This is a genomic window from Klebsiella sp. CSG-1 (assembly GCF_056521145.1).
The window spans coordinates 661,562-683,190 of the sequence record NZ_JBWNLD010000001.1 but is presented as its reverse complement, the minus strand read 5'-3'; the positions used below and the strand labels follow the sequence as shown (position 1 = coordinate 683,190).

Genomic DNA, 21,629 nt, shown 5'->3' with positions numbered 1-21,629 from the left:
GATTCGCATTATGCCACGTATCATTTTAATCATCATAGGCTGGCTGGCGGTAGCGCTGGGGACGCTGGGCGTCTTTTTGCCTTTATTGCCGACCACCCCGTTTATTTTGCTGGCGGCCTGGTGTTTTGCCCGCTCTTCACCGCGTTTTCACCACTGGCTGCTGTATCGTTCCTGGTTCGGCGGTTATCTTCGTCACTGGCAGAAATATCGTGCGATGCCGCCTGGTGCCAAGCCGCGGGCGATTGTGATGATTGTGCTGACCTTCGCCGTGTCGCTGTGGCTGGTTAAGCTTACGTGGGTTCGCATCATGCTGCTGGTGATTCTGGCCTGCCTGTTGATATTTATGTGGCGTATTCCGGTTGTTGACGCGACGCAACAAAAGCACTGATGCACCATAATGAGTGTTGCAATTGTCGCTTACAGACAGTAAATTCGAGCGTTTTCGAGCGCGGGCACGCCTGGTCAAAGGTTAATCAAATGTTTCTTTGACCCGTTTGGCCTGCCCGTGAGTAACACCGTTTTTATCAGGCATAAACTTATGACCGCAACTGCACAGCAGCTTGAATATCTAAAGAACAGCATCCAAAGCATTCAGGACTATCCGAAACCGGGTATTCTTTTCCGCGATGTCACCAGCATGCTCGAAGACCCGAAAGCCTATGCGTTGTGCATTGAGCTGCTGGCCGAGCGTTATAAAAACGCCGGCATAACTAAAGTGGTGGGCACCGAGGCGCGTGGTTTCCTGTTTGGCGCTCCGGTGGCGCTGGCGCTGGGCGTGGGTTTTGTGCCGGTACGTAAACCGCGCAAGCTGCCGCGTGAAACCATTGCGGAGAGCTACGAGCTGGAATACGGTACCGATCAGCTGGAAATTCACGTCGATGCGATCACCGCAGGCGATAAAGTTCTCGTCGTCGACGATCTGTTGGCGACCGGCGGCACCATCGATGCAACCGTGAAGCTGATTCGCCGTCTGGGCGGCGAAGTGCACGACGCCGCCTTTGTGATCAATCTGTTTGATCTGGGCGGCGAGCAGCGCCTGGAAAAACTGGGAATCAACTGCTATAGCCTGGTCCCGTTCCCGGGTCACTAAGCAAATCCCGCCACATAGCCTCGCTGATTGAGCGGGGCTGTGATAGCATGACCCCCTCGTGATTTCACCTTCCAGCGTTTCAGAGCCAGCCCATGAGTTATCAGGTCTTAGCCCGTAAATGGCGCCCACAAACCTTTGCTGACGTCGTCGGCCAGGAACATGTGCTGACCGCACTGGCGAACGGCTTATCGTTAGGGCGCATTCATCACGCTTATCTCTTTTCCGGCACCCGCGGCGTGGGGAAAACCTCCATCGCGCGTTTGCTCGCAAAAGGGTTGAACTGTGAAACCGGTATTACCGCCACGCCGTGCGGCGTGTGTGATAACTGCCGCGAAATAGAGCAGGGGCGCTTTGTCGATCTGATTGAGATTGATGCCGCTTCCCGTACCAAAGTCGAAGACACCCGCGACCTGCTGGACAACGTCCAGTATGCGCCGGCCCGTGGCCGCTTTAAGGTCTATCTGATCGATGAAGTCCACATGCTGTCGCGCCACAGCTTCAACGCGTTGTTAAAAACGCTGGAGGAGCCGCCTGCGCACGTCAAATTCCTGCTGGCGACCACCGATCCGCAGAAGCTGCCGGTGACGATCCTGTCGCGCTGTCTGCAGTTCCATCTTAAGGCGCTGGATGTCGAACAGATCCGCCATCAGCTTGAGCATATTCTCGGCGAAGAGCAGATTACCTTTGAGTCCCGCGCGCTGCAGCTGCTGTCGCGCGCGGCGGACGGCAGCCTGCGCGATGCCTTAAGCCTGACCGATCAGGCGATTGCCAGCGGCGATGGTCGTCTGACGGCGGAGTCGGTCAGTACCATGCTCGGCACGCTCGACGACGATCAGGCGCTGTCATTGATTGAGGCGCTGGTGGCGGCCGATGGCGAACGCGTCATGGCGGGCGTTAACGAAGCGGCCTCCCGCGGCGTTGAGTGGGAAGCGCTGCTGGTTGAAATGCAGAGTCTGCTGCACCGGATTGCGATGGTCCAGCTCTCTCCTTCGGCGCTGGGCGCCGATATGGCCGCGGTGGAGCTACGTATGCGTGAACTCGCGCGCACCGTGCCGCCCACCGATATACAATTGTACTATCAGACGCTCCTGATTGGCCGCAAAGAGCTGCCGTATGCGCCGGATCGGCGCATGGGTGTGGAAATGACGCTGTTGCGTGCGCTGGCATTCCATCCGCAAGCGCAGCTGCCGGAACCGGAGGTGAAGCCGCTACCGGCAACGCTGGCCGCGCCTGTGCAGGCGGCGCCGGTATCTGCTCCGCCGGTACAGCCGCCGCCGCAGAATCTACCGCAAACCACCAGTCAGGTTCTGGCGGCACGCAGCCAGCTGCAGCGTAGCCAGGGAGCACCCACCCCAAAAAAGAGTGAACCGGCAGCCGCATCCCGCGCGCGGCCGGTGAATAACGCTGCGCTGGAGCGACTGAGTTCAATAACCGAGCGCGTGCAGGCTCGTCCGGCCGTTGCTGCGGTACAGGAAAAGGCTCCGGCCAAAAAAGAAGCCTATCGCTGGAAAGCGACGACGATTGTCGAAACGGTGAAAGAAGAGGTCGCGACGCCAAAGGCGCTGAAGAAAGCGCTGGAGCATGAAAAAACGCCGGAGCTGGCGGCAAAACTGGCGCTGGAAGCGGTCGAACGCGACGGCTGGGCGGCAGAGGTTAATCAGCTGGCGGTGCCGAAGCTGGTCGAGCAGGTGGCGCTGAATGCGTGGAAAGAGCAGGACGGTAATCGTATCTGTCTGCATCTGCGTCCGAGCCAGCGGCATCTCAATTCCGCCGGCGCGCAGCAAAAGTTGGCCGAAGCGCTCGGCGTGTTGTACGGTTCACCGGTTGAATTGACCATCGTGGAAGACAATAATCCTGCGATGCGCACGCCGCTGGAGTGGCGGCAGGCAATTTATGAAGAGAAGCTCGCGCAAGCGCGCGAAGCGATTATTGCGGATAACAACATTCAGACGCTGCGCCGGTTCTTCGATGCGGATCTGGATGAAGAGAGTATTCGCCCCATTTGATTGCAAGTTTGACTTGCGGTCAGCATCCTTAACGATGACTTACTGAGAGAGAAGCCTATGTTTGGTGGAAAAGGCGGCCTGGGTAACCTGATGAAGCAGGCCCAGCAGATGCAAGACAAAATGCAGAAAATGCAGGAAGAGATCGCGCAGCTGGAAGTGACCGGTGAATCCGGCGCAGGTCTGGTGAAAGTGACCATCAACGGTGCGCATAACTGCCGTCGCGTGGAGATTGATCCGAGCCTTCTGGAAGACGACAAAGATATGCTGGAAGATCTCGTCGCTGCGGCGTTCAACGATGCGGCGCGCCGTATTGAAGAGACCCAGAAAGAGAAGATGGCTTCCGTCTCCTCCGGCATGCAGCTGCCGCCTGGCTTTAAGATGCCATTCTGATGCAAACCAGCCCGCTGTTAACTCAGCTTATGGAAGCATTGCGCTGTCTGCCGGGCGTTGGCCCGAAGTCAGCGCAGCGCATGGCGTTTACGCTACTTCAGCGCGATCGTAGCGGCGGGATGCGTCTGGCGCAGTCATTGACGCGCGCGATGTCGGAAATCGGCCACTGTGCCGACTGCCGCACCTTCACCGAGCAGGAGGTGTGCAATATTTGCAGCAATCCGCGCCGCCGTGAAAATGGCCAGATCTGCGTGGTGGAAAGCCCCGCAGACATCTACGCCATTGAGCAGACCGGGCAGTTTTCCGGGCGCTACTTTGTCCTGATGGGCCATCTGTCGCCGCTTGATGGCATCGGACCGGATGATATCGGGCTCGATCGTCTGGAGCAGCGTCTGCGCGACGAATCAATGCAGGAAGTGATCCTCGCCACCAACCCGACGGTGGAAGGAGAGGCGACCGCTAACTACATAGCCGAACTCTGCGCGCAGTATGGCGTAGAAGCCAGCCGTATCGCCCACGGCGTACCGGTAGGCGGCGAGCTGGAGATGGTTGACGGCACCACGCTGTCGCACTCCCTTGCCGGTCGACACAAGATTCGTTTTTAACCAAACGGAGGCGCTTTTTGGGGCCTCCGCTTGAAAATTTCCCCTTCAGTCCCCATCTTCCCTTCAACGGTTTTTTTACCATTAACAATGGCATTGTTGAGGTTGATTTAGATGAAAGGACAAGAAACTCGTGGTTTTCAGTCAGAGGTTAAACAGCTTCTGCACCTGATGATCCATTCTCTTTATTCCAATAAAGAAATTTTCCTGCGTGAACTGATTTCCAACGCCTCCGATGCGGCCGACAAGCTGCGTTTCCGCGCGCTGTCCCAGCCGGACCTGTATGAAGGCGATGGCGAGCTGCGCGTGCGCGTCTCTTTTGACAAAGACAACCGCACGCTGACCATCGCCGATAATGGTATCGGGATGAACCGTGAGGAAGTGATCGACCATCTCGGAACGATTGCCAAATCCGGGACAAAATCTTTCCTCGAATCAATGGGCTCCGATCAGGCAAAAGACAGCCAGCTGATTGGTCAGTTTGGTGTCGGCTTCTACTCAGCGTTTATCGTGGCTGATAAAGTCACCGTGCGTACCCGCGCGGCGGGTGATAGCGCGGAAAACGGCGTGTTCTGGGAATCTGCCGGCGAAGGCGACTACACCGTTGCTGATATCACCAAAGCCGACCGCGGCACTGAAATTACCCTGCACCTTCGCGAAGGTGAAGATGATTTCCTCAACGACTGGCGCGTGCGTTCGATCATCAGCAAATATTCCGATCATATCGCGCTGCCGGTAGAGATTGAAAAGCGCGAAGAGGTTGACGGCGAAACGGTAATCTCCTGGGAGAAAATCAACAAGGCCCAGGCGCTGTGGACCCGTAATAAGTCGGAAATCAAAGACGACGAATATAACGAATTCTATAAACACATTGCCCACGACTACAGCGACCCGCTGACCTGGAGCCACAACCGCGTGGAAGGCAAGCAGGAGTACACCAGCCTGCTGTACATCCCGTCGCAGGCGCCGTGGGATATGTGGAACCGCGATCACAAGCATGGCCTGAAGCTGTACGTGCAGCGGGTCTTCATCATGGATGAAGCCGAGCAGTTCATGCCGAACTACCTGCGCTTTGTCCGCGGCCTCGTCGACTCCAACGATCTGCCGCTGAACGTGTCGCGTGAAATTCTGCAGGACAGCAGCGTGACCCGCAACCTGCGCACCGCGCTGAGCAAACGCGCGCTGCAGATGCTGGAAAAACTGGCCAAAGACGACGCGGAAAAATATCAGACCTTCTGGCAACAGTTTGGCCTGGTGCTGAAAGAAGGCCCGGCGGAGGACAGCGCGAATCAGCAGACGATTGCTAAGCTGCTGCGTTTCGCTTCTACCCATACCGATTCCGCCGCGCAGACCGTGTCGCTGGAAGAGTATGTCTCCCGCATGAAAGAAGGGCAGGAGAAGATCTACTACATCACCGCGGACAGCTACGCCGCGGCGAAGAGCAGCCCGCACCTCGAGCTGCTGCGTAAGAAAGGCATCGAAGTTCTGCTGCTCTCTGACCGCATCGACGAGTGGATGATGAGCTACCTGACCGAGTTCGACGGCAAGGCGTTCCAGTCGGTGGCGAAAGCCGACGAATCGCTGGATAAGCTGGCGGATGACGTCGATGAAAGCACCAAAGAGGCCGAAAAGGCGCTGGAACCGTTCGTTGAGCGCGTGAAAACGCTGCTGGGCGAGCGGGTGAAAGAGGTTCGTCTGACGCACCGTCTGACCGATACGCCGGCTATCGTCACCACCGACGCGGACGAAATGAGCACCCAGATGGCGAAGCTGTTTGCCGCTGCGGGCCAGTCTGCACCGGAAGTGAAGTACATTTTCGAACTGAACCCGGCTCACCCGCTGGTGAAACGCACGGCGGATACGCAGGATGAGGCCCGGTTTGGCGAATGGGTTGAGCTGCTGCTCGATCAGGCCCTGCTGGCCGAACGCGGTACCCTGGAAGATCCTAACCAGTTTATTCGCCGCATGAACCAGCTGCTGGCTTCCTGATCGTTTCGTTGTTTGTCCACCCCGGCCCGCGCGTACGGTGCGCGGGCCGGGGTGGACGCCTCCTCTGATGGCGTAAAATCCGCCTTTCAAGCAAAATAAACCCTCCATTAACCGTTTCAGCCGCTCCGCCTTCCTTGAGCCATCTGCGTTCTGGTGGTATGGTTTAGCGTTTTTGAAAAATTGAATCGACTTTTGAGGGGATTTTCGTAATGCGTATTATTCTGCTTGGCGCTCCGGGCGCGGGTAAAGGAACTCAGGCTCAGTTCATCATGGAGAAATACGGAATTCCGCAAATCTCTACCGGTGACATGCTGCGCGCTGCGGTGAAATCTGGCTCCGAGCTGGGCAAACAGGCAAAAGACATTATGGACGCCGGCAAGCTGGTGACCGACGAACTGGTGATTGCGCTGGTTAAAGAGCGTATCACCCAGGAAGATTGCCGTAACGGTTTCCTGCTCGACGGCTTCCCGCGCACCATTCCGCAAGCTGACGCCATGAAAGAAGCGGGCATCGCCGTTGATTACGTTCTGGAATTTGCTGTACCGGACGAACTGATCGTTGACCGTATCATTGGCCGTCGCGTACACACGGCTTCCGGTCGCGTTTACCACATCAAATTCAACCCGCCGAAGGTTGAAGGCAAAGACGACGTGACCGGCGAAGAGCTGACCACCCGTAAAGATGACCAGGAAGAGACCGTACGTAAGCGTCTGGTGGAATACCATCAGATGACGGCGCCGCTGATCGGTTACTATCAGAAAGAAGCTGAAGCGGGCAACACCCGGTACGCGAAGGTTGACGGTACGAAAGCCGTTTCCGACGTGCGCGTTGAGCTGGAAAAAATCCTCGGTTAATCCCGTTGGTTCTCATCCTGCCGCGGCGGGATGAGAACATCTCTCATTCTACCTTTTTCTCTGATTGGTTCCGTTTAGCGCCATTTCAGCTACAATTGTCAGCGATTCAAATGGTTAAGAGGCGGTAATGCATCAGACGAAAACAGGTATCTTGTTAGCCAACTTAGGCACTCCCGATGCGCCCACGCCCGATGCGGTGAAGCGCTATCTGCGACAATTTCTCAGCGACAAGCGGGTGGTTGATACGCCCCGTCTGCTGTGGTGGCCGCTTCTGCGCGGCGTGATACTGCCCCTGCGCGCGCCGCGGGTCGCGAAACTTTATCAGTCCGTGTGGATGGACGAGGGCTCGCCGTTGATGGTTTACAGCCGTCGACAGCAGCAGGCTCTGGCCGCGCGCCTCCCCGATACGCCGGTTGCCTTAGGCATGAGCTACGGCTCGCCTGCGCTGGAAAGTGCGGTGGATGAACTGCTGGCCCAGGATGTTGGCCACATCGTCGTATTACCGCTGTATCCGCAATACTCCTGCTCCACCGTGGCGGCAGTATGGGATGAGCTGGCGAGAATTCTGGCGAAAAAGCGGGCCATCCCCGGTATCTCCTTTATTCGTGATTATGCCGATGATGCCAGCTATATCGATGCGCTGGCTGCCAGCGTTCGCGCATCGTTTGCCGTGCACGGCGAACCGGATGTGCTGCTGCTTTCTTATCACGGCATACCGCAGCGCTTTGCCCAGGAAGGCGATGATTACCCGCAGCGCTGCCGCGATACCACCCGCGAGCTGGTCTCCGCGCTGGGACTTTCGCCGGACCGTGCGATGATGACCTTCCAGTCGCGCTTTGGCCGTGAGCCGTGGCTGACTCCCTACACCGACGAGACATTGAAAATGTTGGGCGAGAAGGGGGTGAAGCATATTCAGGTGATCTGCCCGGGCTTTGCTGCGGATTGTCTGGAAACGCTGGAGGAGATTGCGGTGCAGAACCGGGAAGTCTTCCTCGAGGCCGGCGGGCAGAAATATGAATATATCCCGGCGCTAAATGCGGACAGTGCGCATATCGAAATGATGGTGAACCTGACGGCGCCGTATCGCTAATCGCGTGCGGCAGGGGGAATATGCTATTATTCCCCGCTTGTTCACTGCCATTAAATCGCCACTATGAAATTTCCCGGTAAACGCAAATCCAAACACTACTTTCCCGTTAATGCCCGCGATCCGCTGTTGCAACAAACGCAGCCGGAAAATGAATCCAACGTTGCGTGGGTGGTCGGCATCGATCAAACGTTGGTTGATATCGAAGCCAAAGTAGATGAAGCGTTTATCGTGCGCTACGGCCTCAGCGCCGGCCATTCGCTGGTCATCGAAGATGATGTCGCTGAAACGCTCTACCAGGAGCTGGTACGGAATAATTTAATTACCCACCAGTTTGCCGGCGGAACGATTGGCAATACCATGCACAATTATTCGGTGTTGGCCGATGACCGCTCGGTATTGCTGGGGGTCATGTGCAGCAATATCGAAATCGGCGGCTACGCCTATCGCTATCTGTGCAACACCTCCAGCCGTACTGACCTGAACTATCTGCAAGGGGTGGACGGGGCCATTGGCCGCTGTTTTACCCTGATTAGCGACGCGGGCGAACGAACCTTTGCCATCAGTCCGGGCCACATGAATAAGCTGCGTCCGGAAAGCATTCCGGAAGAGGTGATTGCCGGTGCCTCTGCGCTGGTGCTGACTTCGTATCTGGTGCGCTGCAAGCCTGGCGAGCCGATGCCGGATGCGACGATGAAAGCCATCGAGTATGCCAAAAAGCATGATGTACCGGTGGTGCTGACGCTGGGAACGAAGTACGTCATTGCCGATAATCCGGAATGGTGGCAGCAGTTCCTCAAGGAGAACGTCTCTATTCTGGCGATGAATGAAGAAGAAGCCGAAGCGCTGACCGGACTGTCCGATCCGCTGTTGGCTTCGGATAAGGCGCTGGAGTGGGTGGACCTGGTACTGTGTACCGCCGGGCCAGCGGGGCTGTATATGGCCAGCTTTACGGAAGAGGAAGCCAAACGTAAAACTCAGCATCCGCTGCTGCCGGGGGCGATTGCCGAATTCAACCAGTATGAGTTCAGCCGGGCGATGCGTCACCAGGATTGCGTTAACCCGCTACGGATTTACTCGCATATCGCGCCGTACATGGGTGGGCCTGAGAAAATCATGAATACCAACGGCGCCGGTGACGGGGCGCTGGCGGCGTTGCTGCACGATATCACCGCCAATAACTACCACCGGAATAACGTGCCGAACTCCAGTAAACACAAGTGCAAGTGGCTGACCTACTCGTCGCTGGCGCAGGTGTGCAAATACGCGAACCGCGTCAGCTATCAGGTGCTGAACCAGCATTCGCCGCGTTTAACCCGTGGCCTGCCGGAGCGAGAAGATAGTCTGGAAGAGGCATACTGGGAGCGTTAAGCCCGTTTCCCCTCTTGCGCCGCGTGAGGGGGGAGAGCGCAACAGTTGCAAGGCCTGGCTGAGCGCCTCTCGCTATCCGAGAGGCGCCATGGTAGGGGATTATCCGGTAACCACTTCACCCGCCGGCGGCGTCTCCAGTAGCAGCAACATCGCGCGGGCGATTTCTCGCTCGCCCATCACCACCTGGTTTGCGCCGCGTTCGGTAATGTAATCCACTTCATCATCATAATGCGCCCGGGCGATAATCTCGATATTCGGGCATTTCTCGCGGGCGGCAGCGACGATTTCCCCGGCCTCATAGCCGTTAGGAATGGTCAGCAGCAGCCAGCGGGCGCAGTCCAGATGCGCCAGATTCATGATCTCTTCATTCGCCGCATTGCCCAGCACCGCACGAATACCGCGCGCGCGCAGCTCATCGACGCGGGTGCGCGACGTTTCGATAACCACCAGCGGAATACCCTGGGCCATCAGTTTTTCGCCCAGCAGGCTTCCGACGCGGCCAAAGCCCACCAGCAGCGCGTGGTTGCAAATATCGACCGGAATTTGCTTCTCTTCTTCGAGCACTTCTTCGAAGGTCTGCTCATCCAGCGTTTCGGTTTTATCGAGGTATTTTTCCAGCAGCGCGAAGAGCACCGGGTTAAGCATGATAGAGATAATCGCCCCGGCCAGTACCAGATTTTGTCCGGCCTGCGGCAGCAGGTTCAGCGCCATGCCAAGCCCGGCGAGAATAAAGGCGAACTCACCGATTTGCGCGAGGCTGGCGGCGATGGTCAGCGCGGTGCGCGGCGAGTGGCCGAACATCCGTACGAGGAAAAAGGCGACCACCGACTTACCGAAGATAATGATCGCCAGCGTCGCCAGCACCGCCAGCGGTTGCTCCAGCAGGATCATCGGATCAAACAGCATTCCCACGGAGACAAAGAACAGCACGGCGAACGCATCGCGCAGCGGCAGCGTGTCGTGCGCGGCGCGGTGGCTGAGTTCGGATTCGTTCAGGACCATTCCGGCGAAAAATGCGCCAAGCGCAAAGGAGACGTCGAACAGCTCAACCGCACCGAAGGCGATCCCGAGAGCGAGGGCCAGAACCGACAGGGTAAACAGTTCGCGGGAGCCGGTGGCGGCGCTGCGGGACATAATCCACGGTACCAGACGACGACCTACCAGCATCATAATGGCGATAAAGGCAATCACTTTCCCGATGGTGATCCCCATATCGACGGCCAGCGACGCCAGGCCAACATCGCCTTTCTCCGCCATACCGGCGACGGCCGGCAGCAGAACCAGCGTCAGAACCATTACTAAATCTTCGACGATGAGCCAGCCGATGGCGATCTGCCCTCGTTGGCTATCAATAAGCTGCCGTTCTTCCAACGCGCGCAGCAGCACCACGGTACTGGCGGTAGAGAGACACAGGCCAAATACGATGCCGGTCATCAGCGACCAGCCCAACACGGCAGAAAGCGCCATACCCAGCAGCGTTGCCACGGCTATCTGGGCAATCGCGCCGGGAATGGCGATCGACTTTACCGCCATCAAATCCTTCAGGGAGAAGTGCAGCCCGACGCCAAACATCAGCAATATGACGCCGAGTTCAGCCAGCTCCGGCGCCAGTTTGGTATCGGCAACGAAGCCAGGTGTAAAGGGGCCGGATAACACGCCTGCTAACAGGTAGCCCACCAGTGGCGAAATGCGCAGCTTATTGGCAATCATGCCGAAGATAAAAGCGAGTACGAGCCCACCGACAATGGTGGTGATAAGCGGTGTTGCGTGGTGCATTCCGTCTCCTTGTATGTGGTGAGCCAATCCATTTTCAGTATTAAACACGCCATCCTTCAGGCTGCCTCTGCGTTAGCTTCGCGCATTCACCGAATCATCCCTGCGCCAGAGATTCACGCGCGCTACCTTGCGGCAACCCGGAGGCGGGTGTCTAAACCTAAAAAACCGAGTAATAGTTTATGACAGTTTTAGCCGTTTTGTTTATGAATAATTGTTGAATTATGCAGAAAAATGGAATTAACCCGCAAAAAGGCACAGATCGGAAAACTACGGCAGCTAATCAGCGGGAGTGCTGACAGGATAAGGGATTACGGCGGCCAAAGTTTCACTTTAGCCGCCGTATAATCAGGATTTTTGGCGGTTGTCAGGAAGGAATATCGTCAATATGCCGAGAAGTGGCAGGAAAGCACAGATTTTATAAACCAGCTCGATACTGGTGTGGTCCGCTAACAGCCCCAGAACGGCGGCTCCAAGGCCACCCATACCAAATGCGAAACCGAAAAACAGACCAGAAACCATGCCGATACGTCCCGGTAACAGCTCCTGGGCGTAGACCAGGATTGCCGAAAATGCCGATGCGAGGATAAATCCAATGATCATGGTCAAAATCCCCGTCCACTCCAGCGTCGCGTAGGGTAAAACAAGGGTAAAGGGAGCCACGCCGAGGATCGAGCCCCAAATTACATATTTACGCCCAATTTTATCGCCTACTGGCCCGCCAATCACCGTTCCTGCGGCAACGGCAAACAGGAAAATAAACAGATGAACCTGCGCATTCTGGATCGATAATCCGAATTTATGCATCAAATAAAAGGTGTAATAGCTGCTGATGCTCGCCATATAGAAATATTTCGAGAAAATCAGCATCAGCAGGATGCCGACGGCAAGAATCACTTTGTTTTTCGGCAGCGGACTGGCGACGACGGTCTTCGGTTTACCTTTATTCATCCGATGCTGTGCGGCATACCAACGGCTGATTTGCGACAGCACGACGATGGCCAACAGCGCGGCCAGGACGAACCACGCGACGTTACCTTTGCCGTATGGCGCGATAATCACCGCCGCCAGCAGTGGACCCAGAGAACTGCCAAAGTTACCGCCGACCTGGAATAGCGACTGAGCCAGTCCATGACGGCCGCCGGAGGCCATCCGCGCCACGCGCGACGATTCCGGATGGAATACCGAAGAACCGGTACCCACCAGCGCGGCGGCAAGCAGCACCATGCTAAAACTTCCGGCCAGCGCCAGCAGAACCAGGCCGCTGAGGGTGAAGCACATGCCGATCGGCAGCGACCATGGCATCGGGTATTTGTCGGTCCAGTAGCCGACCACCGGCTGAAGCAGCGAAGAGGCCAGCTGGAAGGTCAGGGTAATCATCCCGATTTGCACGAAGGTCAGGGAGAACTCCGACTGAAGCAGCGGGTAAATCGCCAGAATCAGCGACTGGATCATATCGTTCAGTAAATGGGAAAGGCTGATGGCGCCCAGAATACCAAACGAGGTGCGTGCTTTTTGCGGCGCAGCAGCGGGGCCGGATAAGGGTTGAACGGTCTGATTCGTCGCCATAGGTTCACTTTGAGAGCGTTATTGTGGATGCAGGTAGAATTATTATCTGACTAACATACCTGCCCCTAAGGTTTGAAGGAAGTCTCAATTCGGAAAACATATTTGTCTGTCGACGTAACTCGCTATACTTTCGGCACTTGTTTATTAAGTCAGGGAGAGAAATATGCATTTTTTAAAACGGGCGCTAGCGCTGGGGCTATTTACCGCGCTGTCTTTGGGAAGCTTATCCGCACAGGCTTATGAGCAGGATAAAACCTATAAAATCACTATCCTGCATACCAACGATCACCACGGGCATTTCTGGCGTAATGATTACGGTGAATATGGTCTGGCGGCGCAAAAGACGCTGGTCGACGGGATCCGCAAAGAGGTCGCCGCTGAGGGCGGAAGCGTTCTGCTGTTGTCCGGCGGCGATATAAATACCGGTGTGCCGGAGTCGGATTTGCAGGACGCAGAGCCAGATTTTCGCGGCATGAACCTGATTGGTTATGATGCGATGGCAGTGGGCAACCATGAGTTTGATAATCCGCTCAGCGTACTGCGCCAGCAGGAGAAGTGGTCTAAGTTTCCGTTCCTCTCCGCCAATATCTACCAAAAAAGCACCGGCGAGCGCCTGTTTAAACCCTGGGCGCTGTTTAAACGCGGGGGGTTAAAAATCGCGGTTATTGGCCTGACCACCGATGACACGGCCAGGATAGGTAACCCGGAATATTTCACCGACATTGAATTTCGCAAACCGGCGGACGAGGCCAAACTGGTTATCCAGGAGCTGCAGCTGAATGAAAAACCGGATGTGATTCTGGCGACCACCCATATGGGCCATTACGACAACGGAAATCATGGTTCTAACGCCCCGGGTGATGTCGAAATGGCGCGCAGTCTGCCGGCAGGATCGCTGGCGATGATCGTCGGCGGTCATTCGCAGGATCCGGTCTGTATGGCCTCGGAGAATAAAAAACAGATCGATTATGTACCGGGCACGCCGTGCGCGCCGGACAGACAGAATGGGATCTGGATCGTTCAGGCGCACGAGTGGGGGAAATATGTCGGTCGCGCGGATTTTGAGTTCCGCAACGGCGAGATGAAGCTGGTGCACTATCAGCTGATCCCGGTCAATCTGAAGAAGAAGGTGACCTATGATAACGGCCAGAGCGAACGCGTGCTCTATACGCCGCAAATCCCGGAAAACCCGCAGATGCTGTCGCTGCTGACGCCATTCCAGAATAAAGGCAAAGCGCAGCTTCAGGTCAAAATTGGCAGCGTGAATGGGCATCTTGAAGGCGATCGCAGCAAGGTACGTTTCGTGCAGACCAATATGGGACGCCTGCTGCTGGCGGCGCAAATGGCGCGTAGCAATGCCGATTTTGCCGTGATGAGCGGCGGCGGTATTCGTGACTCCATCGAAGCCGGGGATATTACCTATAAAGATGTCATGAAGGTGCAGCCGTTCGGTAACGTGCTGGTGTATGTCGATATGAGCGGCAAGGAAGTGACGGAATATCTGACCGCCGTGGCGCAGATGAAACCTGACTCCGGCGCCTATCCGCAGTTTGCCAACGTCAGCTTCGTGGCGAAAGACGGTAAGCTGAATGATCTGAAAATCAAAGGCGAACCGGTCGATCCGACGAAGACCTACCGGATGGCAACGTTGAGCTTTAACGGGACCGGCGGTGACGGCTATCCGCATATCGACACCAAACCGGGTTATGTGAATACCGGTTTTATCGATGCCGAAGTGCTGAAAGAGTATATCCAGAAAAACTCACCGCTGGACGCGGCCGCCTATGAGCCGAAAGGCGAGGTGAGCTGGCAGTAACGCGTGAGGATAACCCCGGTGGCGCTGCGCTGACCGGGCTACGGATTCGCCACGATCTGGGGATGAGTAGCCTGGTCAGGCGCGACGCGCCGCCTTCGGGATAGCCCCGTTTTACAGGTCCCTGTACGCTGAGGCGCGATTAATCGCGGCGGGCGATATCGGCGAATTTGGCGTCGAGAATCTTCGCTAAATCGCTGGCCGCCAGTTCAATGTCCAGCCCGCGCTTGCCGCCAGAAATATAAATGGCGTTAAACGCCTGGGCCGGGGCATCAATCAGCGTCGGTAGCCGTTTCTTCTGTCCGAGCGGGCTGATGCCGCCGACCAGATAGCCGGTCGTACGCTGGGCGACCATGGGATCCGCCATGTCCACCTTCTTCGCGCCCAGCGCTTTGGCCACTTTTTTCAAATCCAGCTGCCCGGCCACCGGCGTCACCGCCACGGCCAGATGTTTCATATCCCCGTTGACCGCGACCAGCAGCGTCTTATAAACCTGGTCTGCGTTCAGCCCCAGCTTGCGTACCACTTCATCGCCGAAGTTGGTTTCATTGGGGTCGTGATCGTAGCTGTGGATCTTAAAAGCAATTTTGTTTTTTTCGAGTAACTTAACGGCGGGAGTCATACTTATCCTTCTTACCAACCGATCTCAGGTGCTGTCAGCATACGCCCGTTGAATGTGTAAAAAATAGTACCATCTTGCGCAATAGTATTGGCAGTGATGGTCACTTTGAGCGACAATCGAACGATCCGGAATGCAAATTCCGGGATAATAATAATGATGAAATTCCTCTTTGACGGGCCAATAGAAATATTGGCCATTTTTTTACGTCAGCATATCAGGCAGATTCCCTTCACCGTATAAATGCAGCGCCCCGACGGCGACAACATAGCGCCCCGGCGGCAGCGCCAGCAGCGTCTCGCGCCACGCCTGATTGCGCTGATGCATGAGCACATCGTACAGCGACTGGCTGAAGGTTGTCGGCAACGTGGTGACGCCTTTGGCGGGCGGCTGCTCCAGCCACCAGCCGATCATCACCTGCAAAAGACGGGCGTTGGTGCGCCAGTGGGTCAACGTATCCTCCAGCAGCGCCAGTCCGCCGTCCGGAAGGTCGCGCAGCAGCGCTATCTGGCTGTCGGTGCCTTCAAGCTCCATCACCCGCACCTTGCTCTCACGCGCGGCCATCAGCAGCTGGTAGTCAATGCCGTAATCCGCACGCAGCCCCAGCTTCTGAGCCTGCGTTGCCTGTAACACCATCGCCACCTGCCAGAGCGGCTGGCTGTCAAACGGCGCCGTCGACAGCCTGAGTTCCGCGGCCCGACTCTCCAGCTCGACGAGCTGCTGCGGGGTTAAACGCTCGGCCAGCGGCGGGCAGGCGGGGAGGTCAGCAAAGGGCGTTTCGTTGCCGGTGATATCCGCCTCCACGATGAGGGCGTCGGCCTGACGAATTTTTTTCAGTAGCCTGGCGGGAGGAGGGGACATGTCGCGTGTGCCCATATGAATACTGCCGACCAGATGCAAATAGCGCTCTCCGGGAAGGGTAATATCCAGTGCGGGCCAGGAATAAGACGCGCCGACGGCGGCACGCCACAGCATTTTTATTCGGTTTAACAGGCCCATACGCGCTCCGTAGTGTGAAGTCTTCATGCTAGCGCGTATGGGTCATAACATCTAGTCTTTCGGTTTAAAGCGCAGCAGCCGGTTGGCGTTGCTGACCACGGTAATGGAAGAGAGCGCCATAGCGGCACCGGCTACCACCGGGTTAAGCAGAGTTCCGGTCAGCGGCCATAAGATTCCGGCGGCGATGGGGATCCCCAGCGAGTTGTACACAAAGGCGCCCAGCAGGTTCTGCTTCATGTTGCGCAGCGTGGCTTTGGAAATCGCCAGCGCATCCGCGACGCCGTTCAGACTATGGCGCATCAGGGTGATGGCCGCCGTCTCAATGGCAACATCGCTCCCGCCGCCCATCGCAATCCCGACGTCGGCCTGGGCCAGCGCCGGCGCGTCGTTGATGCCGTCACCGACCATCGTCACCTGATGCCCCTGGCTTTGCAGACGCTTGATAGCGTCAGCTTTGCCGTCCGGCAGCACGCCGGCGATCACTTCGTCGATGCCTGCCTCTTTGGCAATCGCGTTAGCGGTCGTGGGGTTATCCCCGGTCAGCATCACCAGACGATAACCCTGGCGGTGCAGGCGAGCCAGCGCAGCGACGCTATCGCTACGCAGCGGGTCGCGAATAGCGAACAGTGCGGCGACCTGGCCATCGATCGCCAGCAGCACCGGCGTTGTCCCTTGTGATGCCTGGGCGGCAATCTCGCTTTCTACGGCGGCGGTGGCAATCTTTTGCTCATTAAGCAGCGCCTGGTTACCGAGCAGCAGGGTACGGCCTTCTGCCTCGCCGCTGACGCCGAGTCCGCGCAGGGTGCGGAAGTTGTTGACGACCGGCAGCTGACTATCGGCGGCTTTCTCGATGATCGCCCGCGCCAGCGGGTGGCTGGAGCCTTGCTCCAGTGCCGCCGCAAGACGTAGCGCGGTGGGCTCATCAACCTCGGCAAAGGTTTTTACCGCCACCACCTGCGGTTTACCTTCGGTCAGGGTGCCCGTTTTATCAAAAACGATGGTATCGAGCTGGCTGGCGCGCTGCAGCGCATCGGCATCGCGAACCAGCACGCCATATTCCGCCGCGCGACCCACGCCGGAGATAATCGACATCGGCGTCGCCAGGCCCAGCGCACAAGGGCAGGCGATAATCAGCACCGTAGTGGCGATCACCAGGGTATAGACAATTTGCGGTGCCGGCCCGAAGAAGTACCAGATTGCCGCACTGAACAGGGCGATAACCACCACGGCCGGCACGAATACGGCGGAGATTTTATCCGCCAGCTGGCCGATTTCCGGTTTGCTGCTTTGCGCCTGGCGCACCATGCGGATGATACGGGCAAGCGTTGTCTGGCTGCCGACGGCGCTGGCGGTAAACAGAACGCTGCCGTCCTGGACCACGGTACCGGCATGCAGCGTGTCGCCATCGGTTTTTTGTTGTGGAATCGGTTCGCCGGTCAGCATCGCCTCATCCAGCCAGGCTTCGCCCTGGCTTATCACGCCGTCAACCGGAACCCGGTCGCCGGTGGTCAGACGCAGGGTCATCCCCGGCTGAACGTCGGCCAGCGGCACGCTTTTTTCACCCTCTTCGCTGACAACCCGCGCCGACGGTGGCGTCAGGTCGAGCAGTTTTTCCAGCGCTTTTGAGGAACGCTGACGGGCGCGGGCTTCCAGCATATGACCGAGGTTAATTAAGCCGATAATCATTGCGCTGGCTTCATAGTAGAGATGGCGAGCCTCCATCGGGAACCACTGTGGCCACAGGTTGACGCTCATGGAATAGAGCCATGCTACGCCGGTTCCCAGCGCCACCAGTGTATCCATGGTGGCCGTCGCGTTTTTCAGGCTTTTCCATGCGCTGCGATAGAAATGGCCGCCGGCGAAGACCATCACCGCCAGGGTGACAAGCCCGATAACCAGCCACAGGGAACGGTTATCATCGCTGACCATCATATTGTCACCGATCATTCCCCAGACCATGACCGGCACCCCCACCAGCAGGGCAACAATCGCCTGCCAACGGAAGCGTTTCATGGTGGCGATAGCGGTTTCCTGCTGGCGTTCGCGACGTTGCTGGTCATCTTCGATCGCTTCGGCGCCGTAGCCTGCCTTCTCCACCGCCTGGACTAATTCTGCGGCGGACGCGCTGCCCATAACCAGCGCAGTGCGTTCCGCGAGGTTTACCCGTGCCTGCGTGACGCCCGGTACGCTTTGCAGCGCGTTTTGTACCCGGGAAACACAGCTGGCGCAGCTCATGCCGCTTAACAGCAGCTGTTGGCTTTCATCATCAGCCGTCGCTGCCGGAAGCTCAGAAGAGACCGCTGTCAGCGCTTCCGACGGGATTGATGACTCCGCCAGCGGTTTAGCCTTTGGGTGGCTTAACTCTGCGCCGTAACCGGCCTGCTTGATGGTTTCGATAAGCGCTTCTGCACTGGCGCTACCGGTCACGTGCGCTTCGGTGACGGTGACTTCCGCCAGCTCAACGTCCGGGCGCTGTTCGAGACTTTCTTTTACGCGTTTGACGCAGTGACCGCAGGACAAACCGTCCAGGGCCAGGTCGATGGTTTGAGACATAATACACTCCTTTATGACAGGGATGACTGACTGTGATAAAGGTTAAACCTTCCAGCAAGGGGAAGGTCAAGGTGTTTATTTGCCGCGGCGTTTTTAGTGTTCCAGCGCAATCGCGCAGACATGTTCCAGAGAAGAAAGGCTGCTGTACAGTTCGGGTAAGGTCATTTTTTTCCTCACCACCATCTTGAGGTTGACCTCTATTTTTCCCTTTTTTAAATCACGGATCGTGATGGTTTCGATAATATTTTTTTGCTGCGTAATACCCGTTATTAGCGTTTCTAAGCCGGATTTTTCATCAAGGATAATGCGGATTTTTACTTTGCCGGGTGACTGATTTTTAGTTTGTAAAAAAATGACGAAATAACTGAGCTTGATCGCCAGCAGGAATAATCCGGTGGCGAGAAGAGCATGCAGATAAAAACCGGCGCCGCTGGTAATGCCTACCCCTGCGGAAGCCCATACTATTGCCGCTGTCGTCAGCCCGGAAATCGCATCATCATGGCGGTGGAGGATCACCCCCGCGCCGAGAAATCCGACGCCGCTGATGATCTGCGCCGCCAGGCGCATCGGATCGCTGCGGATGTTGGCGGAGATCTCAGCGTAATACTCCGCCGACTGGATCGAGACAATCGTCAGGACGCAGCTGGCTACGGAAATAATCACGCAGGTTTTAAAGCCAACCGGCTTACCTTTTGATTCTCTCTCCAGGCCGATGATTCCGCCGAGAATAAAAGCCACGCCAATTTTGCATAGCGTAATGAAAGCAGATTCTCCCTCGCCAGATAAGATGAGCGCCAACGTATTCATTTTTCCTCCGCAAAACCCTGCCCGCGCAGCGCGTGCTGTTCCTCTTGCCTGTGCAGGAATGCTAGGCGCGGTAACGGTGAATATAGTGTTCGAGCAGCGCCAGAAGATGGTTATTATCGATACTTTCGAGGATGCGTACTGTCGCGCCTTGTGGCTCGGGAATCCCCACCTCCAGGCGCAGGCCGTCACGCCCGTAGCGGCAGGTCATACCGCGAGTGATGCCTTCCAGGGAGACGTCGAGGTAATCTTCTGTGGTCGTCGCCATTGTCGGATCAAGTAACCAGGCAACGGTTAACACATCATGGATCCAACATCCGGGCAGGTTGCGGGTCTGCATTGAGTAGGCGATCCACGGGCGAACAGTCTGGGCCAGATAACGACTAAGCCCGTTATTTACCGAAGTCAGACGATCCAGATCGCGATGAAGCATTTGCGTTTTCGTGGTGACATCCATCGGCACCAGCGTGACAGGCGCGCCGCTGGTGAGTACGGCGTGTGCCGCTTCAGGATCCAAACCAAAATTGGTGTCCTTTATATAGCCCGCAACGTTGAACACCCCGCCCATGATCACGATGTTTTTAACCGTACCAACGATATCGGGATAGAGCTGTAGCGCTATCGCCACATTGGTGAGTGGTCCGGTGGCAATCAGCGTTATCTCGCCGGGATGGTTGCAGATCAGCTCGCCGATGGCCTGTGGTGCCAGAGGCTGCACGGCCTGGCAGGTTGGCGGGGCAGGGACGTCCGACCATAGCTGGCGTAAGCCAGCGCGATCGACGCCATGATCAAGTTTTTCGCGCCACGGCAGCGGGTCTTCTCTGAGGGCGCGGGCGGCGCCGCGGTAGACCGAAACAGGGATATCTAGCTGTCGGACGAGCTCTTTGGCGACGGCATAGCCGGTTTCTACCGGCGTATTGCCTGCCACGGTGGTGATCATTTCCAGGGTGATTTGCGGTGCGGCAATCGCCAGCGCCAGCGCCAGGCCATCATCGATATTGGCACCCGGAACGCCGTTCCCCGGGTCGCAGTCGATAATCACGCGCATGGATTCATTTTCATCTTGTCTCAGGTTGTACTTCATGTCCCTGGCAGCCACACGACTCTCCCACTCGTAAATAAAACTCAAATTCAACGCGGCGAACCTTACCGTCCCAGTTTTTCAGCATGTCGATCGCCGCCCGGGCCATTTTGTCGACGGGCTGGCGGACGGCCGTTAAGGAAGGGACGTTGTAAGCCGATTCTTGTGTGGCGTTAAAGCATACCAGCGCCACATCCTGGGGCACACGCAGCCCGTGCTCTGCCAGCGCGCGTAAGCAGCCGATCGCCTGTTGTTCATTGGTGGCGAACAGCGCGCGCGGAGGCTTACCCTGCAGCATACGTTTTGTCGCCTCATAGCCTCCTGCCCGCGTATAGTTGGTCGAAAAAATCCAGCCAGGAGTGACCGCCAGCGACGCTTCTTCCAGCGCTAACTGCCATCCCCGAATACGATCCTGGGTGTTGAGCATTTCACGCGGGCCACAGATAATGCCGATATCGCGGTAGCCGTGATCGATAAGATGTTTCGTCACCTGCCAGGCCGCCAGCTGTTCATCCACCTGAATAACGCTGACGTTTAATCCGGCATCGACGCGATCCAACATCACGCAGGGCGTGCCGCTCTCTTCAATCAACTCAATATACGGGTGCCGGTCAACGCTGGTATAAATCAGGCCGTCAACCTGGCGATTGAGCATGTTGTTGATCAGTTCACGCTCCCGTCCGCTGTTATCACCCGCATCCCCCAGCAGGAGGACCTTGCCGTCAGCGAACGCTTCGCGCTGCAGGGCGTGCGCCATGGAGGCAATAAACGGGTTTGAGATATCCGGGGCCACAAGCCCGTAAGTTTGCGTACTCCCCGAGGCCAGAGCGCGGGCGATACCATTGGGCCGGTAACCGGTTTTCTTGATCGCCTGCAACACGCGCTGCCGGGTCGCCTCGGCAACGGGACGTGGACCGTTATTAATAACGTAACTCACGACAGCGACAGATGTTCCCGCCTCCTTTGCGACATCGGAACGTGTTACGCGTTGTGAATGTGATTGGGTCACGAGGCACCTACCTGGTTGAG

General features: G+C 57.0%; 18 protein-coding genes and 1 other annotated feature. Of the genes, 10 read left to right on the top strand and 8 right to left on the bottom strand.

Features of this window, described 5'->3' with window-relative positions:
- Positions 1-10: 10 nt before the first annotated feature.
- The 9 genes from AC007G_RS03345 to AC007G_RS03305 all read left to right on the top strand — a co-directional run bounded on the left by AC007G_RS03345 (position 11) and on the right by AC007G_RS03305 (position 9,389).
- Complete coding sequence (locus AC007G_RS03345) at positions 11-388, top strand: DUF454 family protein (RefSeq protein ID WP_142630448.1); 378 nt, start codon at positions 11-13, stop codon at positions 386-388.
- A gap of 150 nt (positions 389-538) precedes the next feature.
- On the top strand, positions 539-1,090 hold the full coding sequence (apt, locus tag AC007G_RS03340) for an adenine phosphoribosyltransferase (protein WP_032689198.1): 552 nt from the start codon (positions 539-541) through the stop codon (positions 1,088-1,090).
- A 92-nt stretch (positions 1,091-1,182) separates the two neighbouring features.
- Positions 1,183-3,096: a DNA polymerase III subunit gamma/tau gene (gene dnaX, locus AC007G_RS03335; RefSeq protein ID WP_479466542.1), complete on the top strand. Its 1,914-nt coding sequence runs from the start codon at positions 1,183-1,185 to the stop codon at positions 3,094-3,096.
- Positions 2,426-2,490, top strand: a sequence feature (DnaX frameshifting element). Its footprint overlaps the gene before it by 65 nt.
- 57 nt (positions 3,097-3,153) lie before the next feature.
- A complete protein-coding gene (locus tag AC007G_RS03330; protein WP_004858807.1) occupies positions 3,154-3,486 on the top strand; it encodes a YbaB/EbfC family nucleoid-associated protein in 333 nt (110 codons plus the stop codon).
- Entirely contained in the window at positions 3,486-4,091 is a 606-nt protein-coding gene (recR, locus tag AC007G_RS03325; protein WP_004858810.1) for a recombination mediator RecR, read from the top strand. Before AC007G_RS03330 ends, recR begins: the two co-directional genes overlap by 1 nt.
- A 111-nt stretch (positions 4,092-4,202) precedes the next feature.
- Positions 4,203-6,077 carry a molecular chaperone HtpG gene (gene htpG, locus AC007G_RS03320; protein ID WP_032700678.1) on the top strand — a complete coding sequence of 625 codons (1,875 nt, stop codon included), beginning with the start codon at positions 4,203-4,205 and terminating at the stop codon, positions 6,075-6,077.
- 209 nt (positions 6,078-6,286) lie between these two features.
- Positions 6,287-6,931, top strand: a complete 645-nt coding sequence (gene adk / locus AC007G_RS03315) for an adenylate kinase (protein ID WP_142630446.1) — start codon at positions 6,287-6,289, stop codon at positions 6,929-6,931.
- 127 nt (positions 6,932-7,058) lie between these two features.
- On the top strand, positions 7,059-8,021 hold the full coding sequence (gene hemH / locus AC007G_RS03310; RefSeq protein WP_032696517.1) for a ferrochelatase: 963 nt from the start codon (positions 7,059-7,061) through the stop codon (positions 8,019-8,021).
- Between the two features lie 63 nt (positions 8,022-8,084).
- On the top strand, positions 8,085-9,389 hold the full coding sequence (locus tag AC007G_RS03305; protein WP_032689194.1) for an inosine/guanosine kinase: 1,305 nt from the start codon (positions 8,085-8,087) through the stop codon (positions 9,387-9,389).
- 99 nt (positions 9,390-9,488) lie between these two features.
- Here AC007G_RS03305 and ybaL read toward each other — a convergent pair whose 3' ends face one another.
- On the bottom strand, positions 9,489-11,165 hold the full coding sequence (ybaL, locus tag AC007G_RS03300; protein ID WP_032696516.1) for a YbaL family putative K(+) efflux transporter: 1,677 nt from the start codon (positions 11,163-11,165) through the stop codon (positions 9,489-9,491).
- A gap of 345 nt (positions 11,166-11,510) precedes the next feature.
- Positions 11,511-12,731 carry an MFS transporter gene (locus AC007G_RS03295; RefSeq protein WP_047664242.1) on the bottom strand — a complete coding sequence of 407 codons (1,221 nt, stop codon included), beginning with the start codon at positions 12,729-12,731 and terminating at the stop codon, positions 11,511-11,513.
- A 163-nt stretch (positions 12,732-12,894) separates the two neighbouring features.
- Between AC007G_RS03295 and ushA the strand changes: the two genes are divergently transcribed.
- Positions 12,895-14,547 carry a bifunctional UDP-sugar hydrolase/5'-nucleotidase UshA gene (gene ushA, locus AC007G_RS03290; protein ID WP_032700676.1) on the top strand — a complete coding sequence of 551 codons (1,653 nt, stop codon included), beginning with the start codon at positions 12,895-12,897 and terminating at the stop codon, positions 14,545-14,547.
- Between the two features lie 139 nt (positions 14,548-14,686).
- Here ushA and ybaK read toward each other — a convergent pair whose 3' ends face one another.
- From ybaK to AC007G_RS03260, 6 genes are all read right to left on the bottom strand, one after another.
- Complete coding sequence (gene ybaK, locus AC007G_RS03285; protein WP_004858826.1) at positions 14,687-15,166, bottom strand: Cys-tRNA(Pro)/Cys-tRNA(Cys) deacylase YbaK; 480 nt, start codon at positions 15,164-15,166, stop codon at positions 14,687-14,689.
- Between the two features lie 201 nt (positions 15,167-15,367).
- Positions 15,368-16,162 (bottom strand): TraB/GumN family protein, encoded by a 795-nt coding sequence (locus tag AC007G_RS03280; protein ID WP_142630443.1) that lies wholly within the window; start codon positions 16,160-16,162, stop codon positions 15,368-15,370.
- 51 nt (positions 16,163-16,213) lie between these two features.
- Complete coding sequence (gene copA, locus AC007G_RS03275) at positions 16,214-18,715, bottom strand: copper-exporting P-type ATPase CopA (protein ID WP_142630442.1); 2,502 nt, start codon at positions 18,713-18,715, stop codon at positions 16,214-16,216.
- Positions 18,716-18,808: 93 nt separating this feature from the next.
- Positions 18,809-19,522: an MgtC/SapB family protein gene (locus tag AC007G_RS03270; RefSeq protein WP_032696513.1), complete on the bottom strand. Its 714-nt coding sequence runs from the start codon at positions 19,520-19,522 to the stop codon at positions 18,809-18,811.
- A 61-nt stretch (positions 19,523-19,583) separates the two neighbouring features.
- A complete protein-coding gene (locus tag AC007G_RS03265; protein WP_047664245.1) occupies positions 19,584-20,603 on the bottom strand; it encodes a nucleoside hydrolase in 1,020 nt (339 codons plus the stop codon).
- Positions 20,578-21,609 carry a LacI family DNA-binding transcriptional regulator gene (locus AC007G_RS03260; protein ID WP_032696511.1) on the bottom strand — a complete coding sequence of 344 codons (1,032 nt, stop codon included), beginning with the start codon at positions 21,607-21,609 and terminating at the stop codon, positions 20,578-20,580. Before AC007G_RS03260 ends, AC007G_RS03265 begins: the two co-directional genes overlap by 26 nt.
- Positions 21,610-21,629 lie beyond the last annotated feature (20 nt).